Source organism: Pseudomonas sp. BIGb0164, assembly GCF_024810135.1.
Classification (GTDB): Bacteria; Pseudomonadota; Gammaproteobacteria; order Pseudomonadales; family Pseudomonadaceae; genus Aquipseudomonas.
In genome coordinates this window covers 548925-570742 of record NZ_JANUEA010000003.1, presented here as the reverse complement: position 1 = coordinate 570742, position 21818 = coordinate 548925, and the positions used below count along the sequence as shown (strand labels likewise).

17 protein-coding genes are annotated in these 21818 nt (G+C 61.6%); 7 read left to right on the top strand and 10 right to left on the bottom strand.

Annotated features, from left to right (window positions below; translation table 11 throughout):
• Positions 1-25: 25 nt before the first annotated feature.
• The 7 genes from M2394_RS10455 to aspA all read right to left on the bottom strand — a co-directional run bounded on the left by M2394_RS10455 (position 26) and on the right by aspA (position 12349).
• Positions 26-1117, bottom strand: coding sequence for a polyamine ABC transporter substrate-binding protein (locus M2394_RS10455; protein WP_259172412.1), 1092 nt, complete (start codon positions 1115-1117; stop codon positions 26-28).
• Positions 1114-2154, bottom strand: coding sequence for a histone deacetylase family protein (locus tag M2394_RS10450; RefSeq protein ID WP_259172411.1), 1041 nt, complete (start codon positions 2152-2154; stop codon positions 1114-1116). Before M2394_RS10450 ends, M2394_RS10455 begins: the two co-directional genes overlap by 4 nt.
• A gap of 122 nt (positions 2155-2276) precedes the next feature.
• Complete coding sequence (locus M2394_RS10445) at positions 2277-3269, bottom strand: AraC family transcriptional regulator (RefSeq protein WP_178920439.1); 993 nt, start codon at positions 3267-3269, stop codon at positions 2277-2279.
• Between the two features lie 52 nt (positions 3270-3321).
• Positions 3322-7923, bottom strand: a complete 4602-nt coding sequence (locus M2394_RS10440; protein WP_259172410.1) for a dermonecrotic toxin domain-containing protein — start codon at positions 7921-7923, stop codon at positions 3322-3324.
• 107 nt (positions 7924-8030) lie between these two features.
• Positions 8031-9008 carry an asparaginase gene (locus M2394_RS10435; RefSeq protein WP_178920435.1) on the bottom strand — a complete coding sequence of 326 codons (978 nt, stop codon included), beginning with the start codon at positions 9006-9008 and terminating at the stop codon, positions 8031-8033.
• A 77-nt stretch (positions 9009-9085) separates the two neighbouring features.
• Positions 9086-10531: a sodium:alanine symporter family protein gene (locus tag M2394_RS10430; RefSeq protein ID WP_178920433.1), complete on the bottom strand. Its 1446-nt coding sequence runs from the start codon at positions 10529-10531 to the stop codon at positions 9086-9088.
• A gap of 393 nt (positions 10532-10924) precedes the next feature.
• A complete protein-coding gene (aspA, locus tag M2394_RS10425; RefSeq protein WP_178920431.1) occupies positions 10925-12349 on the bottom strand; it encodes an aspartate ammonia-lyase in 1425 nt (474 codons plus the stop codon).
• 182 nt (positions 12350-12531) lie between these two features.
• On the opposite strand from aspA, the gene M2394_RS10420 reads away from it, so the two are divergent.
• Positions 12532-13443, top strand: coding sequence for a LysR substrate-binding domain-containing protein (locus M2394_RS10420; RefSeq protein ID WP_178920429.1), 912 nt, complete (start codon positions 12532-12534; stop codon positions 13441-13443).
• 51 nt (positions 13444-13494) lie between these two features.
• Here the strand turns inward: M2394_RS10420 and M2394_RS10415 are convergent, their stop codons facing one another.
• Positions 13495-14130, bottom strand: a complete 636-nt coding sequence (locus M2394_RS10415) for a hypothetical protein (RefSeq protein ID WP_259172408.1) — start codon at positions 14128-14130, stop codon at positions 13495-13497.
• Between the two features lie 379 nt (positions 14131-14509).
• Between M2394_RS10415 and purE the strand changes: the two genes are divergently transcribed.
• From purE to M2394_RS10395, 4 genes are all read left to right on the top strand, one after another.
• Positions 14510-15001: a 5-(carboxyamino)imidazole ribonucleotide mutase gene (purE, locus tag M2394_RS10410; RefSeq protein ID WP_003176980.1), complete on the top strand. Its 492-nt coding sequence runs from the start codon at positions 14510-14512 to the stop codon at positions 14999-15001.
• A gap of 11 nt (positions 15002-15012) precedes the next feature.
• Entirely contained in the window at positions 15013-16098 is a 1086-nt protein-coding gene (locus M2394_RS10405; RefSeq protein ID WP_176994505.1) for a 5-(carboxyamino)imidazole ribonucleotide synthase, read from the top strand.
• 104 nt (positions 16099-16202) lie between these two features.
• The gene (locus M2394_RS10400) at positions 16203-16448 is read left to right on the top strand and encodes a GlsB/YeaQ/YmgE family stress response membrane protein (RefSeq protein WP_017253508.1); all 246 of its coding nucleotides are present in this window, start codon (positions 16203-16205) and stop codon (positions 16446-16448) included.
• Positions 16449-16526: 78 nt separating this feature from the next.
• Complete coding sequence (locus M2394_RS10395) at positions 16527-17063, top strand: DUF3299 domain-containing protein (protein WP_259172406.1); 537 nt, start codon at positions 16527-16529, stop codon at positions 17061-17063.
• 116 nt (positions 17064-17179) lie between these two features.
• Here M2394_RS10395 and M2394_RS10390 read toward each other — a convergent pair whose 3' ends face one another.
• Positions 17180-18079 (bottom strand): D-hexose-6-phosphate mutarotase, encoded by a 900-nt coding sequence (locus M2394_RS10390; RefSeq protein WP_259172405.1) that lies wholly within the window; start codon positions 18077-18079, stop codon positions 17180-17182.
• 57 nt (positions 18080-18136) lie between these two features.
• A complete protein-coding gene (locus M2394_RS10385; protein WP_003176975.1) occupies positions 18137-18541 on the bottom strand; it encodes an acyl-CoA thioesterase in 405 nt (134 codons plus the stop codon).
• 377 nt (positions 18542-18918) lie between these two features.
• Here M2394_RS10385 and M2394_RS10380 point away from each other — a divergent pair, with 377 nt between their 5' ends.
• Both M2394_RS10380 and M2394_RS10375 read left to right on the top strand, forming a co-directional pair.
• Positions 18919-20196: an MFS transporter gene (locus M2394_RS10380; RefSeq protein ID WP_259172403.1), complete on the top strand. Its 1278-nt coding sequence runs from the start codon at positions 18919-18921 to the stop codon at positions 20194-20196.
• Between the two features lie 102 nt (positions 20197-20298).
• Positions 20299-21588 carry an MFS transporter gene (locus M2394_RS10375; protein WP_259172402.1) on the top strand — a complete coding sequence of 430 codons (1290 nt, stop codon included), beginning with the start codon at positions 20299-20301 and terminating at the stop codon, positions 21586-21588.
• Positions 21589-21818: the final 230 nt, after the last annotated feature.

Here is a 21818-nt window from a genome sequence, read left to right as displayed (position 1 = left end):
TATGCCTAGAAGAAAACAGGCTCGATCAAGTGCCTGATTTTATCTTGGTCCACGCGCGCGTCCGTGCCCGTTCCGCATCTCGCCCCAAGGGCTTCAACGTATACAAGGTGGCCATGGCCGCCTCGGTCGGGTACAGGTTGGCGTTGTTGCGGATGGCCGGGTCAACCTGCTCGGTCGCGTCCTTGTTCGGGTTCGGGTAACCGACAAAGTCACTGATCGGCGCGATCACCTGGGGTTGCAACAGGTAGTTGATAAAGGTGTAGGCGTCCTGCGGGTTCTGCGCGCCTTTGGGAATGGCGAGCATGTCGAACCAGATCGGCGCGCCTTCCTTGGGCAGGCGCATGTCCACGGTCACACCGTTCTTGGCTTCCTTGGCGCGGTTGGCGGCTTGGGAAAAACTGCCCGAATAGCCCACGGCCACGCAGATGTCGCCATTGGCGATGTCAGCCATGTACTTGGAGGAGTGGAAGTAGGTGATGTAGGGGCGGATCTTCATCAGCAGCGCTTCAGCCTTGACGTAGTCCTTGGGGTTGCTGCTGTTGGGGTCCAGGCCCAGGTGCTGCAGGGCCAGGGGCAGGATCTCCGACGGCGAGTCGAGGAAAGCCACGCCGCATTGCTTGAGCTTGCTGATGTTCTCTTCCTTGAAAATCAGGTCCCAGCTGTCAACCGGCGCGTTCGGTCCCAGCACCGCCTTGACCTTGTCCGGGTTGAAGCCGATGAGGATGGTGCCGTACATGTAGGGCACGGCGAATTTGTTGCCCGGGTCATTGGCCTCGATCAGTTTCATCAGCTTGGGGTCGAGGTGGTTCCAGTTGGGTAACTGGCTGCGGTCGAGCGGCTGGAACACGCCGGCTTCGATCTGCTTGGCCAGGAACACGTTGGACGGCACCACCACGTCATACCCGGAATTGCCGGTGAGCAGCTTGGCTTCCAGGGCTTCGTTGGTGTCGAAGATGTCGTAAACCAGCTTGATCGTGGGGTTCTGCGCCTTGAAATCTTCCAGCGCCTTGGGGGTGATGTAGTCGAACCAGTTGTAGACCTTGAGGGTTTTTTCTTCGGCCTGCACCGCACCACTCAACACGGCGGCGCACAGGGCCAGGGAGGCGAGCATCTTCATCGGGTGGCTCCTTGTTGTTCGAAACCTTCGAGCACATTGACGGCGTTGATGCCGATTTCTTCGACCGCGTAACCGCCTTCCATCACGAACAGCGTGGGCTTGCCCAGGCGCGCGATGCGTTGGCCCATGGCCAGGTAGTCCGGGCTGTCGAGCTTGAATTGGGAGATGGGGTCGTCCTTGAAGGTGTCGACACCCAGGGACACCACGATGATGTCGGCGTCGTAGCGTTCGGTCTCCTGGCAGGCGGCGTCGAGTGCGGCGCTCCAAGCCCCCCAACCGGAACCGGCCGGCAGGGGGTAATTGAAATTGAAGCCCTCGCCCGCGCCTTCTCCCAACTCATCGGCATACCCCAGGAAAAACGGAAACTCCGCCTCGGGATGGCCGTGGATCGAAGTGAACAGCACATCGCTGCGGTCATAGAAAATCGACTGGGTGCCATTACCGTGGTGGTAGTCCACGTCGATGATCGCGACCTTTTTGTGGCCTTGGTCGAGGAACGCCTGGGCGGCAATCGCCGCGTTGTTGAGGTAGCAATAACCGCCCATCAAGTCGCTGGCGGCATGGTGCCCGGGCGGGCGGCACAAGGCGAACGCACTGTGGGCGCCTTGCTGGATCGCCCGCTGTGCGGTGAGCGCCACCTGCGCCGCGCTATAGGCCGCTTGCCAGGTGCCGGCCGTGATCGGTGCGCCGCCGTCGAAGCTGTAGTAACCCAACTGGCCATGCAGGCTGGTGGGCAATACCCGGCGCAGCGTGCGTGCGGGCCAGGTGTAGGGCAGCAGGTCGCCGTCCTGGCCGAACTCGGTCCAGCGTGCCCAGGCTCCCTTGAAGAAGTCGAGGTAGTCGCGGCTGTGGATGCGTTGCAGGGGCGCCAGGCCGAAGTCCTGTGGCGCCTGCACCGGGCCCAGTTCACGGTCCTTGACCCGTTGCAGCACATGGTCGGCACGGGACGGCATCTCGAAACAGGGCATCAGTTGCCCGTCCATCAGTTCGCAGCGGCCGTGGTGCAGGTGGTGGTCGTCGGAGTAGATCGTCAGCATGGGTGGCTCCCGCAGGCTCATTGTTGTGCCTTGCAGTGTTGCGTTCAGCGGGAGTCATGAAAACGGCAGGAGCGGCCAGAAGGGGATAAATGTGGCCAAAGAACGTGACCGTAATTCGCCCTTCAATGGCGCATCAGGCTGGGCGCTACCCCACTCCAGCGCACAAACGCGTGGCGAAAGCTCGCGGTTTCGCTGAAACCCAGCTGTTCGGCGATCTTGTGGATCGGCATCTGGTCTTGCGCCAGCCACAGCTTGGCTTTTTCAAAGCGCAGCTCGTCGAGCAGTTGCTGGTAACTGCACCCCAGGGCCTGCAAGTGCCGGCGCAACGTGCGTGCAGAACAATTCATCTGCGCGGCCAAACCCTCAAGGCCGGGAGCGGCGTGCAGTTGGTCAGCCAGTAATTGGCGCACACGGTTCAGCCAGGCCTGGCGCCCTGTGAACTCGGAGTTCTGTTTGCGACAGCGTTCGGCCATGGCTCGATGGGTGATGGGGTCTGCCAGGGGCAAGGGCTGTTCCAGCAATGCCTGGTCGAAGGCAAACCCGCTGACCGAGGCGTCGAACTGTAGCGGGCAGCCAAAGCGCTCGGCATAGCGGGCGTGATAGTCCGGCGCCGGGTAGTCGAAGCGCGCCTCCCGCAACGGCAGCGCGCAGCCGAGCAAGTCATCGCAGATGACCTTCATCGACACCAGGCAAAACTCCACATTGAACGCGGCCAGCGCCGGGTCTTCCCGATAGTCCCCGGCGGTCAGCCAGATCTGCTCCCCGTCCTCCACCAGGCGCAGCTCGAAAAGTGTTCCCAACAGCGCCGGGTAGCGCAATGCCAGGCGCAAAGCGTCACCTAAGGTGGCACTGGTGAGCAGGGCGTAACCGAGCAGACCGTAGCTCGACACATGCATGCGCTGGCCCAGCTCCAGGCCGATGTCCTGGCGCAGCGCCACTGCATTGGCGCACACACGCATCTCCTGGCACGTGGTGATGCGCGTGTCGGCGTGGCGCAGATCCGTCAGGCCGATGCCGCTGCCGGCCAGCAATACCTCGCTCGCCAGGCCCTGGGCGTTGAAGGTGGACAACACCAGGGACACGGCGTTGAGGGTGGTCAGGTGTGAATGCAGCATGGGCAAACCTGTGCGGGGTATGGCTTACGGGCAGCAAGTTACATGCCGGGTGTCAGCTCCCGGACTCGGACTTGGGTCGTTGGAAAAACAGTTCACGGGCCTGTTCCAGGCTGATCTCGCTGCGATAGAACGCCACGGTCTGGGTGCGATCAAGGCCCTTGGCGGTATCCGCAGCGGTGCCCAGCCGGTACTCGTCCGGCGTTTTCAGGCGAGCAGACAGGTAGGCTTTGTCCGGCGTCCAGTGGGTACTGTAGTGAAAGTGCGCATACCACAGCACCTGGCCCGTGGCGCGGTCGCTGATGGTGTATTCGTCCAGGTAGTCCGGTTTCATGGACTTGATGCGACGGCGGGCCACGGTTTTCTTGATGGACACCGCATTGTGCCGCTTGAGCCATTCAACCCCTGGCACGGTGGGCGGGCGCAGCTTGAGCGTGCGTTGCACCAGCTGATTGCTCTGCTGATACAGGTCGGCCAAGGCACCGTCGAGGGCTTTGATCACGGCGCTGGCCGGTGCTGAAAAGGCCCCGCCGTCGGTGATGTTGCGCTGCGTCAGGGCCTCTTCGATCGAGTGACGGGCCAGCTCCAGCCTGCTGGCGTGCTGGTGGTACAGGTGCTCGATGCCAAACGGTGCACGGTCAGCGAGGTTAGCGTGGGTACGGGCCCGAGCAAGGAACGCAGGCAACTCGTCCAACAGGCGCTGGCCTTCGCTGATGCTCTGCTGCACATCCACTGCAATGGGCCCGGCCGACGGCGGTGGGGTGCGGTCGCGTACCACCCAGACGCCTTTGGTTTTCTCATGATAGGTGGCCAGCACTTGCTGGGTCAGGGGTGAGCGGATATCCACCAGGCCGGTTTCCAGGCCCAGGGCGTTCAAGCGCGGCTCACCGATCAGCAGGCCGTTGTAGCGGGTGTGGATAAATTGTTTCCTGGGGCGCGGCGGCGTAGAAGGTGGGGTGGGACGGTTTCTGAGCGCGGTTCTTTCCAGGCTCAGTCTGCCGAGGTTGCTGGTGGCCCGGCGTTGGAACTCGCTCAGCTCCCCGCGCAGTTCAAGCAGTTGATCAGTGATGGCTTGTTCGGAAAACTCCACGGGAAAATCCTGTAGGCGCTCGTCCAGCAATTGAAACTGTTCGATCAGGCTGCTCAAGGTGTCAATGCGCTCGTCCAGGCGCCGATCACTGTGCTCTTCGAGGGTGTCACGCAGGCACTGGATCGCGATGTCGGCGGTGTCGACAATCTGGTCAATCGCCAACCAGGCTTGCGGCGTCTGCTTGATACTGGTTTCGGGAAGGCACAGGTTGCGCGTCAGTGATATGCGTATCGCTTTGAGATCGTCGGGGGTGTAGACCGGCATTGAACCCTTGAGGGTATTGAGCAGCAGCGCACCATCCCTGGCCAGGCCCTTGAGTTCGGTGAAGCGGCCGTGCATGTATTCCAATTGCACGAGCAGCTTGCCGGCCAGTTCGCGCAGTTCGCGGAAGTCTTCGATGTGGCGCTCTTGCGGCTCTTCGATCTGGCGCTGCATCTGATCGTGCACGGTGCGCCATTTGGGGGTGAAGCGGGCGAGGATGTCGCTGAGCGCTGCCTGGGTCAGCCTGGCCTGAGCCTTGATGTAGTTGAGGGCCTTGGGCGCGTACTCAGCGCTGGGTTCGTGGACATTCATTTCCTTGAGCATCTGCAGGGCCGATTCGTACTCCGTGCGCTGGGTCTCCAGGGTCTGGATATAGGTATGCCGGAGCGCATCGGCTGAGGTGGAGGGGCCGGCGTCCAACGCCTGTCGGGCGCGTTGCAGCTCGTTCTGGGCGGCTTTTTTGCCGCTTTCGAAAGCTTCCAGGCGCTCACGCAACTGCCGGGCCTTTTGCTTGGCCTGCGCGCGGGCCTTGGCGGTCATGAGCTTGGGCCCGCCACCGCGCAGGCGCAGGCGGGTATCGATAAACCACTGGCCGCTGCTGTTGTGAATCAACATCGGGCCGGTACGGCTGGGCAGCACAGGGTCGACAATCTGCACATCGTCATTCTCGTCGACCAGCACCTTGAACCAGCGATGTGCCACCGGGGCGTACCAGTCTTGCCCGCCGCGATGCAGAAAGTGATAGGCCCCAGGTTCGCTATTGGCGTCTCCCAGTGCATCGGGTTTGACCACCATGAAGCTGTCCAGCACGGTGGCCAGGCGGGCGGGCGCTCGGTTGATGGCGCCGCTGATGTGCAACGGTTGGTCATGGGTGATCAGTGCGTCCGAGGCAATTGGCGTCAATCGGGTAATACTGACGGGCGCTGGAGGAGAGGGCTGCTTTGGCGCAATCACAGGCTTGCCCGGCGTTGGCCGGCGTGGCGCGGTGCGGGTGACACTGTGCAGGGTCAGGGCCGTGCCGAGGTTGAGCAGCAGCTCGGCGAGCGCGGCCCACGTGGATTGCTGCTCGGGATGCTGTTGGGCGTCAACCACGTTTTGCAGTTGATCCATGATCTGCCAGATCCAGGCTGCCACGCCGACGGTGCGCCCCAGAAAGGGCAGCGCACTGTTGAAGATCAGCCAGCCGGCACGCTTGAACGTGGCCCAGCGCGCTTCGGCGTTGGACACCGATTGCCGGTCGGCGAGGGTGATCAGGGCCTTGGCGTTGGCATCGTACAGCGCGCTGAGCAAATCGTCCTCGATGGCCTCCTGGCCGAGCACCAGCGGCCCGCCCATGATCCACAGCTTGAACGGGTCCACCAGGAATTCGACCACCGCCCAGGGTGACGGCAGGTCGCCAGGAAACACGTATTGGGCATAGTCATCGCGCACGTCATCCGGCAGCCACGCCAGCACCGAATCGCGCAGGCTTCTGGACTGCTGCAAGGCGTAGAGCAGATTGCTCTGCGATGGGAACTGGGACAGGGGTTTGTCCAGCAGCGGCCGGTACAGCAGGCAGGGGCCGGCGGTCGGGTCTTCCGGCCCGATCACGAACATATTGGTGACCGGGTCCGCCGTACTGCCCTGTCGGCGGGTCGGTACGAACGCCAGCGCCCGTATCACGATGCGCTGGCCCTGTACCTGGCGCTCGGCGGACTCGGCCTGCATCACGGCCTTCACATACGCATAGCCTTGCTCATCGATGTCTCCCTCGCCGCGCAGCTTGCATTGCAATGCCAGCAACGGCAGTTGAATGCGCAAGTGCTGGACGTAGAGCGCGCGCCTGCGTGCGGACTCCTGTGGATCACCCAGCAGCGTTCGCTGGATCAGCGCCGGGTAGGTGCTGCCGATGTCCACGCGGTTGATCAGGCCTTCCAGGTAGTCGACGGTCAGCCAATCCGGTAGCGCAAGCGGTTTGCGCAGGCGCAGGGATTTGATACCCAACGGCAAGGCAATCAGGTTTTGCAGGGCCAGTTCTGCCAGGCTGAACACCGTGGTCTCGATTTGCCCCGGCACCGCGAAAGTGCCCCAGACCACGGGGCTGCGCACGACGATGTCGAGGTCGCTCAGCCACTGCGTGAGTGCGTCAGGGTGGTCCTTGAGCATTTCGGCGCTGAGCTGTTCGAGCGTGTATCGAGGCAGCGGGTTGATGCCTTCGTCGTAGGTGCGGCCCTCGTTGGCGCTGTGCAGGGTTGCCAGGTCCTTGAGGTGGCGTGAGTACGCAGCCTGGTCTGATGTAGAGGCGCTGGTCAGCCACTCGGGGAGCGCCTGGATGTAATTGAGCAAGTCCGGTGCATTCCGTTTGACGCGGGGTGTGGGGGGTTGCGCCAGGTTGTGTTGTGAAGCGTCCGGCTCGCGCAGGTAGGAAAAGTCGATAGCTCCAATCGCCTTGATCTGGATGCCGATGAAGGCACTGGCCAGGTAGTCGAAGAAATCCCCGTCAGGTTCGACCAGGCGCCACTCCAGTTTTTTATGCCTCGCCAGCAGCGGCAGGTCCTTGCCCAACTCGTCGAGGGAGCGGTACTTCTTGAACCCCGACATCAACGAATGGGTAAGCACCACCTCGGTGCCCTCCGGCTTGCCGATGAGCACGCTGATCAGGTTTTCATCCAGGTGGGTGGTGTTGCCCGCGTCATCGACCTGGTCGACATCCACCACATAAGCTCGACCTTCGGCCGGGTCATCCCGCTTGCGCGTGGCCGCGTCCGGTGTGCGGAACAGCTGGCGTGCCATCTGGCAATCGGCAGCGCTCCAGCCGGGCATTCGCTCCAGGTTCCAGTGGTCGCGCAGCACATCCGACAGCGCATGCCAGCGTGGGTCGCTGTCACCTTCGGTGGCGTTCCAGTACTCCAGTTGGGCCTGTTGGTAGCCGCGCAACATCACGGGCGCCAGGGTATTGAGGATGCTGGCGATATCGAGGATGCGCACTGGCAGGTGGACCGCCGGTTCAATGACGGGCAGTTGGGTCAGAAAATGCTGGCCTTCGATGTAGAGCGTGGGCACCGCCAGTACGGACTGCACGGCGAGGACGTCGGTGAGCACCTGGTAATGGCGACCGGCCGGCACCACCTGGTCATCCTCGATGTCCCACAGCGGAGTGCCGACCACGGCGGTATTCGGGTCGATGTCCAGCGTGGGGTACAGCGCCTGCAATTGCTCACGCAGCAAGAGGGCGGCCACTTCGCGAAACGCGGGGCCGCTGGACATTTGCGCGATCAGCGTGTCGGTGAGGCTTTGGGTGGGTTCAGATGATGGGGATGAAGTCATGACGCTTCCTGGCACGAAAGAATGGCAACGAGCCCAGTAAAACCTGGGGCGTTGCCATGCTAGGGAGCGTCGTGCCGGGTGCGGTGGTGCTTATCTAAGGCGGGTACTCAGCGCAGCTCGCCGCACAGGTCCAGTTCCACCAGGCGGCGGACTGTCTGGGTGTCGAGCCCGCTGCCGAGCAGCGCATTGAGCTTGCCGAACGCCGCTTCGCGGGTCATGCCACCGCCGGACAGCACACCGACGCCGCGCAGGCGGCTGCCGGCTTCGTAGACATCCAGCTCCACGCCGCCCTCATGGCATTGGGTGATCGCCACCACCACAATACCCAGTTCCTGGGCGCGCTGGAGGCTGGCGAGAAAGCCTGGATTGTCACTTGGGCCGGTGCCGCTGCCGAAGCATTCGAGAATCAGGGCCTGGATGCCGCTGCCGATCATGGCGTCCAACTGCGCAGCGCCAATACCCGGCACCAGCGGCAGTACACCGACGTTGGCCAAGGCTTTGGGCTGGCGGTAGTCCAGGACCGGGGGAAGGGTATCGGCACGGGCCGCACCGCCTTGGCGATTCAGCGCCGCGAACGGGTTGCGGCCGAAACTGCGGATCTTCGCGCAGCGGGTCGGCGCGATCATCGCGCCGTGGAAATGCAGGTGCACACCCGGCGTCAGGCCTGTGCCCAGTGCCTGCAAGGCGCCGCTGACGTTTTCCCACGCATCGCTGTCCGGCACGCCGGCCGGCAACATGGAGCCGGTGAACACCACCGGTGCCGGCAAGCCCAGCAGTTGGAAGCTCATGGCGGCCGCGCTGTAGGCCAGGGTGTCGGTGCCGTGCAGGATCAGCACGCCATCGCAGCCCTGGTCCACCGCATCGATCACGGCGATGCGCAGGCGCTGCCAGTAGGCGGGCGTCATGTTGGCGCTGTCGATCAGCGGGGTCATTTCCTGGAAGCGCCAGGCGGGCAATGGCTGGCCGGCAAGCTGTTCGCGCATGCGCGCTTCGAAACCGGATGCGGGGGCCAGGCCGTTGGCGCTGGCCTGCATGCCGATAGTGCCGCCGGTGTAGAGCACCATGACGTGGTTGGATGCTGACATTGAGATTCTCCTGAACGAAAAACGCCGCCGGGCCCAGAGCATGCCCAAGGCCGGGCGGCGTGTCACTGCTTAGCGTTTCAGCGTTGCGTTTGAGCGTTCAGCTCTGCCGACACCGCCACGTCCGGTTTCACCGGGTTGGCCGGCCAGGCCTTGAGGTCCAGGTCCAGGTCAGGGAACTGGCTGGAGTCGAACACCGGGGTCTTGATCCCCGCTGCACGCTGGTTGTCGTAGTCGTTGAGGATGCGCATGGCGATCTTGAACAGGAATGCCAGGGCGAACAGGTTGACGAACGCGAGCATCGTCATGGTGATGTCGGCGAAGGCGAACACGGTGCTCAGGTTCTCGATCGAACCCCAGAAAATCAGCGCCAGCACCACCGCACGGTAGGCCATCAGCATCTTGCGGTTGTTGCCTACCAGGAAGCGCAGGTTGCTCTCGCCCAGGTAGTAGTTGTACATGATCGACGTGAACACGAACAACGCCAGGGCCACGGAGATGAACATGCGGCCCCAGTCACCGACTACAGCGGCCAGGGAGTTCTGGGTCAGGGCAATGCCGTCGCCTTCAAAACCCGGGGTGTAGAAACCGGACAGCAGGATCAGCAGCGCAGTGCAGGTGCAGATCACAAAGGTGTCGAGGAACACGCTGAATGCCTGGACCACGCCTTGGGCGATCGGGTGTTCTACGGACGCGACTGCGGCCACGTTAGGCGCACTGCCCAGGCCGGCTTCGTTGGCGAACACGCCGCGCTTCACACCCATGATGATCGCGCTGCCCACCAGGCCACCAAAGGCCTGGTCGAGGCCGAAGGCGCTCTTGACGATGGTCGCGAGCATGGCTGGCACGTGGTCGAACTGCAGCACGATCACGTAGAGCGTCACGGCGATGTAGATCAGGGTCTTGACCGGTACCAGCAGGTCGGCGATCGAGGCGATGCGCTTGATCCCGCCAATGAACACCATGCCCAGCAACACGGCCAGGGCCAGGCCGGTGTAGGTGGTGTCCAGGCCGAAAGCGCTGTTCAGCGAGTGAGTCACGGCGTGGGCTTGCAGGCCGTTGAAGGCGAAACCGAAGGTCACCAGCAACAGGAACGCGATGACCATGCCCAGCCAGCGTTTTTGCAGGCCGTGCTGGATGTAGTAGGCCGGGCCGCCACGGAAGGTGCCTTCGGCATCGGTGCGTTTGTACAGCTGGCCGAGGGCGCATTCGATAAAGCTCGACGACATGCCCACCAGTGCGGTGACCCACATCCAGAACACGGCGCCCGGGCCACCCAGGGTCACGGCAATGCCGACACCGGCAATGTTACCCGCACCTACACGACCGGCCAGGCTGAGCATCAGCGCCTGGAACGAGCTGAGTTGGTCGGAGCTGTTCTTCAAGCTGTCGCGAAACACCGAGAACATGTGGAAGAAGTGACGCAGTTGTACGAAACGCGAGCGAATCGTGAAATAACCGCCGAGCCCGACAATGAGCACGATCAGTACTTTCCCTGAGAGGAAGTCGTTGATGACTTCGAGCATGGAGTGTTCCTCGCTGATTTTTCTAATGGCAAACGCAGGACGGTCCGACGCATCGCTCAGCACCAGGCAGTGCACGACGCTTGGAACCCAATCCTTTTGCGGGTGTTGTTATTCATGCGCTTTCGCGTTGTGTCCGGGCCTCGTTACCGACGGCCGCAGGCGCGAAGAGGGGCGGCACTATACCTAGGCAAGCGTGATCCGTCTGCACGGGGCGATTAAAGGTTTCAGCCGAGCTGTGGCGGGGGTAGTGGGTTTGCAGGGCGATATTGGATTTTTTATAAGCGTCATTTCACAACCTTGAGGCAAAAAAAAGGGCCTGAAGAACGAGCCTTCAAGCCCTCAAAAGGTGAGAGGTGTCTAGTCCCTCAACCTGGTGAGCGGTGCAACAAACGCTTAGGCCTTCAGTGGAACCAAGCGTGGGGCAATCATGTTTTCGGGGCGCAGGATGTCGTCGAGCATGGCGTCGTCGAGCAAGCCTTCTTCGCGCACCAGTTCCAGCACGCCGCGGCCGCTTTCAAGGGCGATGCGGGCGATGCGGGTGGCGTTCTCGTAGCCGATGTACGGGTTCAGCGCGGTGACCAGGCCGATGGAGTGCTCTACCAGCTCGCGGCAGCGGGCTTCGTTGGCGGTAATGCCAGTGATGCAATGCTCACGCAGCATGTCCATGGCGCGTTGCAGCAGGCGGATCGAGTCGAAGATCTTGAAGGCGATCAGCGGTTCCATCACGTTCAGTTGCAGTTGGCCGCCTTCGGCCGCCATGGTCAGGGCCAGGTCGTTGCCGATCACCTGGAATGCCACTTGGTTTACGGCTTCCGGGATCACCGGGTTGACCTTGCCGGGCATGATCGAGCTGCCTGGCTGGCGTGCCGGCAGATTGATCTCGTTGATGCCGGTGCGTGGGCCGCTGGACAGCAGGCGCAGGTCGTTGCAGATCTTCGACAGCTTCACGGCAGTACGCTTGAGCATGCCGGAGAACAGCACGAAGGCGCCCATGTCGGAGGTGGCTTCGATCAGGTCGGCGGCTGGAACAACCGGCTGGCCGCTGATGACGGCCAGGCGTTGTACGGCCAGGGCCTGGTAGCGCGGGTCGGCGTTGATGCCGGTACCGATGGCGGTGCCGCCCAGGTTCACTTCGGTCAGCAGTTCTGGCGCCAGTGTTTTCAGGCGGGCCAGGTCTTCACCCAGGGTGGTGGCGAAGGCACGGAATTCCTGGCCGAGGGTCATCGGCACGGCGTCTTGCAATTGGGTGCGGCCCATTTTCAGCACGTGGCTGAACTCTTCGCCTTTGGCGGCGAACGCCTGGATCAGGCTGTCGAGGCTGGCCAGCAGCGCGTCATGGCCCAGCAGCAGACCCAGGCGGATCGCGGTCGGGTAGGCGTCGTTGGTCGACTGCGCCATGTTCACGTCGTTGTTGGGGTGCAGGTACTGGTATTCGCCCTTGTTGTGGCCCATGGCCTCCAACGCGATGTTGGCGATGACTTCGTTGGCATTCATGTTGGTTGAAGTGCCAGCGCCGCCTTGAATCATGTCCACCACGAACTCTTCGTGGAAATCGCCGCGGATCAGGCGGGCACAGGCTTCGCTGATGGCCGCGTGCTTGGCTTCGCTGAGCTGACCCAGCTCGCGGTTGGCGTCTGCCGCCGCTTGCTTGACCATTGCCAGGCCGACCACCAATTTCGGGTAATGCGAAATCGGAACACCCGAGAGGCGGAAGTTGTTCACCGCTCGCAGGGTCTGGATGCCGTAATACGCTTGAGCCGGTACTTCGAGTACGCCAAGCAGGTCTTTTTCTGTGCGGAAAGATGCAGCGGAGGACATGACGGAAATCATCTCGATATGGACCCGGAACTGGCCGGAACGCTGCGAATGCTAGGCTTGTAGAAGTTTTTGGGCCAATGCTGTTAAGCACTAACCTATGCACAAACGGCATAATATGCGTGTGACCCGGTTATCATGGCGGGCGTGTGTGCCAAAATGGTGCGTACCCGTGGGAGGAACTGATGAACCTTGAGAGCAAATGGCTGGAAGACTTCAGCGCCCTGGCGGCGACGCGCAGTTTTTCCCAGGCGGCAGAGCGGCGCTTTGTGACCCAGCCGGCGTTCAGCCGCCGTATCCGTAGCCTGGAAGCTGCGTTGGGGCTGACGCTGGTCAACCGGTCGCGTACGCCAGTGGAATTGACGGCGGCGGGCCAGCTGTTCCTGGTGACGGCGCGCACCGTGGTCGAACAGCTGGGTGAAGTGTTGCGCCATTTGCATCACCTGGAAGGTGGGCAAGGCGAGGTCATGCAAGTGGCGGCAGCGCACTCCCTGGCGCTGGGCTTCTTCCCGCGGTGGATCGCGCAACTGCGCAACGAAGGCTTGAACATCGCCACACGGTTGGTGGCCACCAACGTCGGTGATGCTGTGCACGCCCTGCGCGAAGGCGGTTGCGACCTGATGCTGGCGTTCTACGACCCGGATGCGGCCATGCAGATGGATGCCGAGATTTTCCCTTCGCTGCACCTGGGCAATACCGAAATGCTCCCGGTGTGTGCCGCCGATGCCGACGGCAAGCCGCTGTTCGACCTGGAAGGCGAGGGCAGTGTGCCGCTGCTGGCCTACAGCGCCGGCGCGTTCCTTGGCCGTTCGGTGCACCTGCTGCTGCGCCAGCGTGCGCTGCGCTTTACCACCGTGTACGAAACCGCCATGGCCGACAGCCTCAAGAGCATGGCCCTGGAAGGCCTGGGCATCGCCTGGGTGCCGCAGCTGAGTGTGCGAGCAGAGTTGGCCCGAGGCGAACTGGTGGTATGCGGCGGGCCGCAATGGCATGTGCCGCTGGAGATCCGCCTGTATCGCTGTGCGTTGGTGCGCAAGGCGAATGTGCGGTTGTTGTGGCGCAAGCTTGAAGGTGGGGCGGCCAGCGCAACACTGTGAACGGCGGGCCCGGGGCAATTGTGACCTGTTGAAATTGACTGGGAGGGTGGCTCAGTCGAATTTATCAAGGTATTTGCGAATGTTTTGTTTGTTCGCGTCGGAGTAGTTCAAATCATTGCCGCGCAGAACGGACTCGCCGTTGTATTTCATAAACGTATCATTCCACCAACCGTTATAAGTGATATCCGCGTCCTTGCGCGTTGCGCCCAGCAAAAGTCCAAGTGCGTGCGCTGCGCCTCGAGGATTGTTGTAAGAAGTCATTCCAAACTCATAGCCGGAGTCGGCCTTGGCAGGTTCGCTGAAGCTTAGATGGGCCGGTGTTACGAATAACGTTTTCTGCAGCTCGGGCTTTTTCGATTTGTGGTTGTGACCTGGGTTCTCGTTTCTGTTCCAGTGCTCGCGAAGGCCACGTTCGACATCATTGTCGGATTTGTAGTTGAAGTCGCGCATTTTGGGATCGCGGATCACATTGATGACAACTTCTCGTCCTGAAATCTTCTGAATATGCTTTTTGGCCAACGCCAAATGAGTTTGCTCGAATTCCTGTTCGGCGACATAACCCAAATCTTTGTGGAAAACTACATTTACATGAATCGGTTGTTTGGGGGGGCGCTCGGATTTTTCCGTTATTGTTGGGGTTCCTTGTGAAGTGATTCGATAGAAATCGAAGATGGAATTAGCGCTCACGGATATATCCCTCGTGCTTCGTGTTGAAAATTAAGTAGCCAGGGACAAGCGTATAATTTATGCGTTTTCATGAAGTATTAACTTATCTGAACAGTTAGTGGGAAACTGTGTCTGGTTTTGTAAGTTTTTGGTTATTCGTGTGGCGTATTTAATGGGTTTAAATAGAAATTGGCTGACTTTTGAGTCAGTAAATCGTCTTGAGCGATACGCTAGACAGATGGTCATGCCAGGGGCTGTTTATCTTGATTATTACGGTATACTGCGCGGCCTTCGGCCGGTCCAACCGGCCAAATTTCGTACAACAAGCCACGCCGGATTTCCCGCGTGGCTTGTTGTTTTTTGACGCGCCTGCGGGCGCCCAGAGAGAAGAGGCACGACGATGAGTGCATTGGTTGGCGTGATCATGGGCTCCAAGTCCGATTGGTCCACCCTTAGCCACACCGCCGATATGCTGGAAAAACTCGGCATTCCGTATGAAGTGAAAGTGGTCTCTGCCCACCGCACCCCGGATCTGCTGTTCCAGTATGCCGATGAAGCAGAATCCCGTGGCATCGAGGTGATCATCGCCGGTGCCGGCGGTGCGGCGCACCTGCCAGGCATGTGTGCGGCCAAGACCCACCTGCCGGTACTCGGCGTGCCGGTGCAGTCGGCGATGCTCTCGGGCGTGGACTCGCTGTTGTCCATCGTGCAGATGCCGGCCGGTATCCCGGTAGCCACCCTGGCAATCGGCAAGGCGGGCGCGATCAATGCCGCCTTGCTGTCCGCCAGCATCCTGGGCGCCAAGCACCCGCAGTTCCACGCGGTGCTGAAAAAATTCCGTGCTGAGCAGACAGACAGCGTGCTGGACAATCCAGACCCACGCATCGCCTGAGGTTGTTGACGATGAAAATCGGTGTAATCGGTGGCGGCCAACTGGGTCGCATGCTGGCCCTGGCGGGAACCCCGCTGGGGATGAACTTCGCTTTCCTGGACCCGGCGCCGGACGCTTGCGCGGCTGCATTGGGTGAACACCTGCGTGCTGACTACAGCGACCCGGACCACCTGCGTCAACTGGCGGACGAAGTCGACCTGGTGACCTTCGAGTTCGAAAGCGTCCCGGCTGAAACCGTGGCCTTCCTGTCGCAGTTCGTGCCGGTGTACCCGAGTGCCGAAGCCTTGCGCATCGCCCGCGACCGCTGGTTCGAGAAAAGCATGTTCAAGGACCTGGGCATTCCGACCCCGGCCTTCGCCGATATCCAGTCCCAGGCAGACCTGGACGCGGCCGTTGCCAGCATCGGCCTGCCGGCCGTGTTGAAAACCCGCACCCTGGGTTACGACGGCAAGGGTCAGAAGGTCCTGCGCACCGCCGCTGATGTGGTTGGCACCTTCGCCGAGTTGGGCAGCGTTGCCTGCCTGCTGGAAGGCTTCGTGCCGTTCACCGGTGAAGTTTCGCTGATCGCCGTGCGTGCCCGCGATGGCGAAACCCGCTTCTACCCGTTGGTGCACAACACCCACGACAGCGGCATCCTCAAGCTGTCCGTGGCCAGTACCGACCACCCGTTGCAGGCCCTGGCCGAAGATTATTCCAGCCGTGTGCTCAAGCAGCTGGATTACGTGGGGGTGATGGCGTTCGAGTTCTTTGAAGTCGACGGTGGCCTCAAGGCCAACGAAATCGCCCCGCGTGTGCACAACTCCGGGCACTGGACCACCGAAGGCGCCGAGTGCAGCCAGTTCGAAAACCACCTGCGGGCGGTGGCGGGCTTGCCATTGGGTTCCACGGCCAAGGTCGGCGAGAGCGCCATGCTCAACTTCATCGGCACCGTGCCTGCGGTGGAAAAAGTCATCGCCATCGACGATTGCCACCTGCATCACTACGGCAAGGCCTTCAAGGCCGGGCGCAAGGTAGGTCACGCCAACCTGCGCTGCAAGGACCGTGCGACGCTGCAGGCGCAGATCCTCAAGGTTGAGGCGCTGATCGCCGAGCAATAAGCCGAGTCCGACGGGAACCATTCGGTAACCGTCGTCCTCTGATTGCAGGATGCCAAAGCCTGACTAGGCTTTGGCATAGTTCACTTCATTCAGAGGGAAATGCCATGGGTATCATCGGAACCATCTTTATCGGCCTGATCGTCGGCCTGCTGGCGCGTTTCCTCAAGCCAGGCGACGACAGCATGGGCTGGATCATGACCATCCTGCTGGGTATCGCCGGTTCCCTGGTCGCCACCTACGGTGGCCAGGCGCTGGGTATCTACCAGGCGGGCCAGGGCGCGGGCTTCATCGGTGCACTGATCGGTGCCATCGTGCTGCTGGTGATCTACGGCCTGATCAAAAAGAAATGATCTAAGCGACAAAGCCCTCTGCGCTGCGCAGGCGCAGAGGGCTAGAATGCTCGCCACCTGTATTTGTCGAGCCTCTCCATGCGCCGTCTTCTGTTGACTCTTCTCTTGCTGGGTTCCGGCCTTGCACACGCCGGCGAATTGCCGGAAACCGACTGGCTCGACCTGATGCCGCTGTCGGATCAGAAAGCCCTCGAGGCCATGCCCGAGATTGATCACAACTCCCCTGAAGCCCAAGGCACGTTCACCGAAAAAGGTGGCTTGAAACAAAGCAAAGGCTTGCCGGCGGTGATGTACTCCACCAAGACCGTGGCCGCCATGAACGGCAAGAACATCCGCATTGGTGGCTACCCCGTTCCGCTGGAAACCGACGCCAAGGGCCGCAGCACCTTGTTCTTCCTCGTGCCGTACCCGGGCGCCTGCATCCACGTGCCGCCACCGCCGCCTAATCAGCTGGTGCTGGTGCGCTACCCCAAAGGGTTGAAGCTGGATGATATCTACACGCCGTTGTGGGTGACGGGCACGTTGAAGGTGGAGAAGGTCAATAACGACCTGGCGGACGCCGCGTATGCGCTGGATGCGGGGAAGGTGAGGGTGGTGAAGGAGTCGGATCTCTAAAACCCAACACCTATCAATGTGGGAGCTGGCTTGCCTGCGATGCAGGCACCTCCGTGTATCAGTGTCACCGAGGCGATGCTATCGCAGGCAAGCCAGCTCCCACATTTGGATCGGGTTTACAGCGCGATACTGGTGATGCTCACGCCCAAGGTGTGGTGTTGGCCTGGTGCCAAGGTCACCACATCATCCAGCACATTCGCCGTTTCGATGCACAGCATGCCTTGCCAGCCATCATCGGCCATGTCGTCGAACGCCTTGGCGCGTTCGGTCCACGGGTTCCAGATCACGGTGGACTTTGAACCCTCGGCCGTGAGCTGGAGGCGGCGCTGCCAGTCTTTGTCGACGATGTGCAGTTGCGCCGGGGTGTCGAGGTAGATGCGGTCGGTCTCGGCGGTGAAATGCAAGAGGCCGGACTGCGTCTTCTCGGCCCAGCCATCGGCGGTGTCGATATACGCCAGCCCGTCCAGGCCTTCTACCTGCACATTGCGCACGTCGCTCACGGCGAAGTAGGTGTGCAGCGCCTGGCTCAGGGTCACGGTCTCGCTGCCACGGTTATGGCTGGTCAGGCGGATGTGCAACTGGTCATCCAGCAACAGGCTTAGCGTCAGGTCGACTTGATGGGGCCATCCCGGGAAGCTGCCCGCCGGGACTGGAAGCGCCAGGTCCACTCGCAGCGCTTCGCCTTCGAATGCGGTCCCGGCCAATTCCCAGAGTGCTGTACGCACAAAGCCATGGGCGCCGGCAGGCCGTTCGCTCTGGCGCATCGCCTTCACGCTCTGCGGGTTGCGGTCGAATACGCCGAACCACGGCCAGCACACCGGTACGCCGGTACGAATGCCCTTGCCTTGTTTGAACACCGCCTCAGGGTTGGGCCAGATCAACGGCTGTTCGCCTTCGCGCCGGTAACTGAAGATGTGCGCGCCTTGCTGGGCGATCATCAGTTCGGCGCCGTCGTGGCGAATGCGCCAGCAGTCCAGCTCGTCGATTTTCACGGTTTCAACGTGGGGCACAGGCATACAAAGCACTCTTTATGGCAGGCAATGGGGCAATTGACCGTCAAAACCCAATGAGGTTTAACGTGCGCGCGACGGAACCGAACGCGTGCGACCGCTGCCATCGATGGCGACGAACACGAACACCGCCTCGGTGACCTTGCGCCATTCGCTGGACAGCGGGTCATCGCTCCACACTTCGACCATCATCTGGATCGAGCTGCGGCCGATTTCCAGGGCCTGGGTATAGAAGGACAGCTGCGCGCCCACTGCCACCGGTACCAGGAACGCCATGCGATCGATGGCCACGGTCGCCACGCGACCGCCTGCAACTTTGCTGGCCATGGCGGTGCCGGCCAGGTCCATCTGCGCGACCAGCCAGCCGCCGAAGATATCGCCAAAACCGTTGGTTTCACGCGGGAGCGCGGTGATTTGCAGGGCGAGATCGCCTTGCGGGATAGGATCTTCTTGTTCGAGTTCGATCATGCCAAGGGTGCCTCTGACCCGTAACGCTTCATGGGTATTTCAAGTGGATAGCCGTCTTCGAAAAAAACGTTTCAGCACCAACATACACCGCGTGATGCGTTTCTCGTAAGGCGTACTAAAGGGAAACTCTGCCAAATCGGCTGGATGGCACCCAACGACGTTTTGGCACAGCAGCCCCTCAAGACAGCGGGTTTGGCGCTTGCAAGGGCCGAGTATATCGAGACGCTGGCGTCGCGACGACCTCCCAGCGTTCATTTGGTCGCCAAATCCCAGCTGTAATGGGGCTTTTTCCGGAAACTGTGCTCATGGCACGGAATATTTGCAGGGCGTGGGGTGTTGTTCCGGCAAGTACCCGTCTTTATAGAGAAGCCTTGCCGATGTCTACTTCTGCGCCCCTCGTGCGCTCGCTGACCCGCAGCGACTACAAAACCCTGTCGCTGTCCGCCCTGGGCAGTGCCCTGGAGTTCTATGACTTCATCATTTTTGTGTTTTTCGCGGCGGTGGTGGGCAAGCTGTTTTTCCCACCGGACATGCCTGAATGGATGCGCCTGGTGCAGACCTTCGGCATTTTTGCGGCCGGCTACCTGATCCGCCCCCTGGGCGGCATCGTCATGGCGCACTTCGGCGACCTGCTGGGGCGCAAGAAGATGTTCACCCTGAGTATTTTCCTGATGGCATTGCCGACCCTGGCCATCGGCTTGCTGCCGACGTATGCACAGGTCGGCCTGCTGGCGCCGGTGTTGTTGCTGTTGATGCGCATCATCCAGGGCGCGGCGATTGGCGGCGAGGTGCCGGGCGCGTGGATTTTTGTGGCCGAGCACGTGCCAGCCAAGCGGATTGGCTATGCCGTTGGTGTGTTGTCGGTAGGCCTGAACCTGGGGATTCTGCTGGGTTCGCTGGTCGCTACGGGTATCAACGGTGCCTACAGCCCCGAGCAGGTGGCTGAATATGCGTGGCGTATTCCGTTTCTGCTGGGCGGGGTATTCGGCTTGATGTCGGTGTACCTGCGTCGCTGGTTGCATGAAACGCCGGTGTTCGCCGAGTTGCAGCAGCGCAAGGCATTGTCCCGTGACGTGCCGCTGCGCACGGTGTTGCGCGAGAGTCGCGAGTCGATTGTGTTGTCGATGTTGATGACCTGGTTCTTGTCGGCGGGTGTGGTGGTGGTGATCCTGATGACGCCCGCCCTGCTGCAAGGTGTCTACCATGTCGCCCCCAAGGTGGCGTTGCAGGCCAATAGCCTGGCGATCATCAGCATGGCGCTGGGCTTGGTGATTGCCGGCAAGTTGTGCGACCGCCTGGGCGCTGGCCGGGTGCTGGTGGTTGGCTGCTTCGGCTTGATGGTGACGTGCTGGGCGCTGTACGCCAGCCTGGCTGGCCATCCGCAGTGGCTCTTCCCGTTGTACATGCTGACGGGGCTATTTGTCGGCACGGTGACCGCAGCCCCCTTCGTCATGGTGACGGGCTTCCCGGCGGCCGTGCGTTTCAGTGGCCTGTCGTTTTCCTACAACCTGGCCTATGCCGTGCTTGGCGGGCTGAGCCCGGTGTTTGTGTCGCTGTTGCTCAAGGAGAGCCCGATGGGCCCGGCCTACTATGTGGCGCTGGTGTGCGTCATGGGCATGGGGGTGGGTGGGTACCTCTGCAAGCGCGGGCGCTAAGCAACGCTGTGCTTTTGCGGGCGATTTGTTATCGTGCCGAACCGACCCCGGCGCTTGCCGGGGTCTCGCGTTCGCCGTCCTGACAATAAGAGAAGCCTTGCCATGTCCTCCGTGCCCGCAAGCAGTGCGCAACCTTCGCGCCCGCTGACCCGCAACGACTACAAAACCCTGTCGCTGTCTGCCTTGGGCGGGGCGCTGGAATTCTACGACTTCATCATTTTTGTGTTTTTCGCCACCGTGGTCGGAAAACTGTTCTTCCCCGCCGACATGCCTGAATGGCTGCGCCTGGTACAAACCTTCGGCATTTTCGCTGCGGGCTATCTGGCGCGCCCGCTGGGCGGCATCATCATGGCGCACTTCGGCGACCTGCTGGGCCGCAAGAAGATGTTCACCCTGAGCATCTTCATGATGGCCGTGCCGACCCTGATCATGGGCCTGCTGCCCACCTACGCGCAGATCGGCCTGTGGGCGCCGCTGCTGTTGCTGCTGATGCGCGTCATCCAGGGCGCGGCGATCGGCGGCGAAGTGCCGGGTGCCTGGGTGTTTGTGTCCGAACACGTGCCACCCCGTCACATCGGCTACGCCTGCGGCACCCTGACCAGTGGCCTGACTGCGGGCATCCTGCTGGGCTCGCTGGTGGCCACCGCCATCAATACGCTCTACAGCCCGGAGCAGGTCTCGGACTACGCGTGGCGTATCCCATTCCTGCTCGGCGGCGTATTCGGCCTGTTGTCGGTGTACCTGCGCCGCTGGCTGCATGAAACGCCGATCTTCGCCGAAATGCAGCAGCGCAAAGCCTTGGCGGCCGAGTTGCCATTGCGTGCGGTCCTGCGTGATCACCGTAGCGCCATCGTGCTGTCGATGCTGCTGACCTGGCTGCTGTCGGCCGGTGTGGTGGTGGTCATCCTGATGACCCCGACCGTGCTGCAGACCGTCTACCACTTCAGCCCTACGGTTTCGTTGCAAGCCAACAGCCTGGCCATCGTTACCCTCAGCCTGGGCTGTATCGCCTCTGGCGCCCTGGCCGACCGCTTCGGTGCAGGCCGCGTGCTGGTGATTGGTTGCCTGCTGCTGCTGGCAACCTCGTGGACGCTGTACCACAGCCTCATCGAGCACCCGAACTGGCTCTTCCCGCTGTACACCCTGACCGGCTTGTTTGTGGGCGTGATTGGTGTGGTGCCCTACGTGATGGTCAAGGCCTTCCCGCCGGTGGTGCGCTTCAGCGGGTTGTCGTTCTCGTACAATGTTGCCTACGCCGTGTTTGGCGGCCTGACGCCGCTGGCGGTGTCGCTGCTGATGAAGGAAAGCCCGATGGGCCCTGCCTACTATGTCGCCGTACTGTGTGTGATGGGGACGCTGGTGGGTGGCTACCTGTGGAAACGCGGGCGCTGACTCACTGATAACCCTGTGGCGAGGGAGCTTGCTCCCGCTGGGCTGCGCAGCAGCCCCAGAAAAAAGCGGGAGCGCTACGCACTCCAGCGCGAGCAAGCTCGCTCGCCACACAGTTTGTTTATGCCAACGTTTTCAGAGTGTTTCTGAAACATCGCCTAAATCCCCGCTTTTCCCCCGCAAGCCCCGGTTTTATTGATCTTTGCCCTTCCTGTCAGGATTTTCACAAATGC